Raw genomic sequence first — 257 nt, forward strand, 5'->3', positions numbered from 1 at the left:
TCGATACGTCGAGGAATGTCGTTGATGCCGTGTGGCGCCGACGAACGAGTCGAACGAGCCGTTCGTCGTACCGTCCATCAGATGCCTGCTACCGCCGAGTCCAGATCCGCGGCGATCGTGCTGAACACGGTCTTCAGATCCGTACCGACCGTCGCCAGCGCGGCGACGATGCCGATCGCGATCAGCGCGGCGATCAGGCCGTACTCGATGGCCGTCACGCCGTCCTGATCCTGGACGAACCACGCGATCTTTTCGAT

At 62.6% G+C, this 257-nt stretch carries 1 protein-coding gene; it reads right to left on the bottom strand.

Translation table 11 applies throughout. The features are described from left to right. Positions 1–77: 77 nt before the first annotated feature. On the bottom strand, positions 78–257 hold a 180-nt coding region (locus AAEY88_RS14400), incomplete at its 5' end, for a Flp family type IVb pilin (protein ID WP_350563485.1).

Origin of the sequence: Psychrobacter sp. CAL346-MNA-CIBAN-0220, assembly GCF_040309805.1 — a bacterium.
In the GTDB taxonomy this organism is placed as follows: Bacteria; Pseudomonadota; Gammaproteobacteria; order Pseudomonadales; family Moraxellaceae; genus Psychrobacter.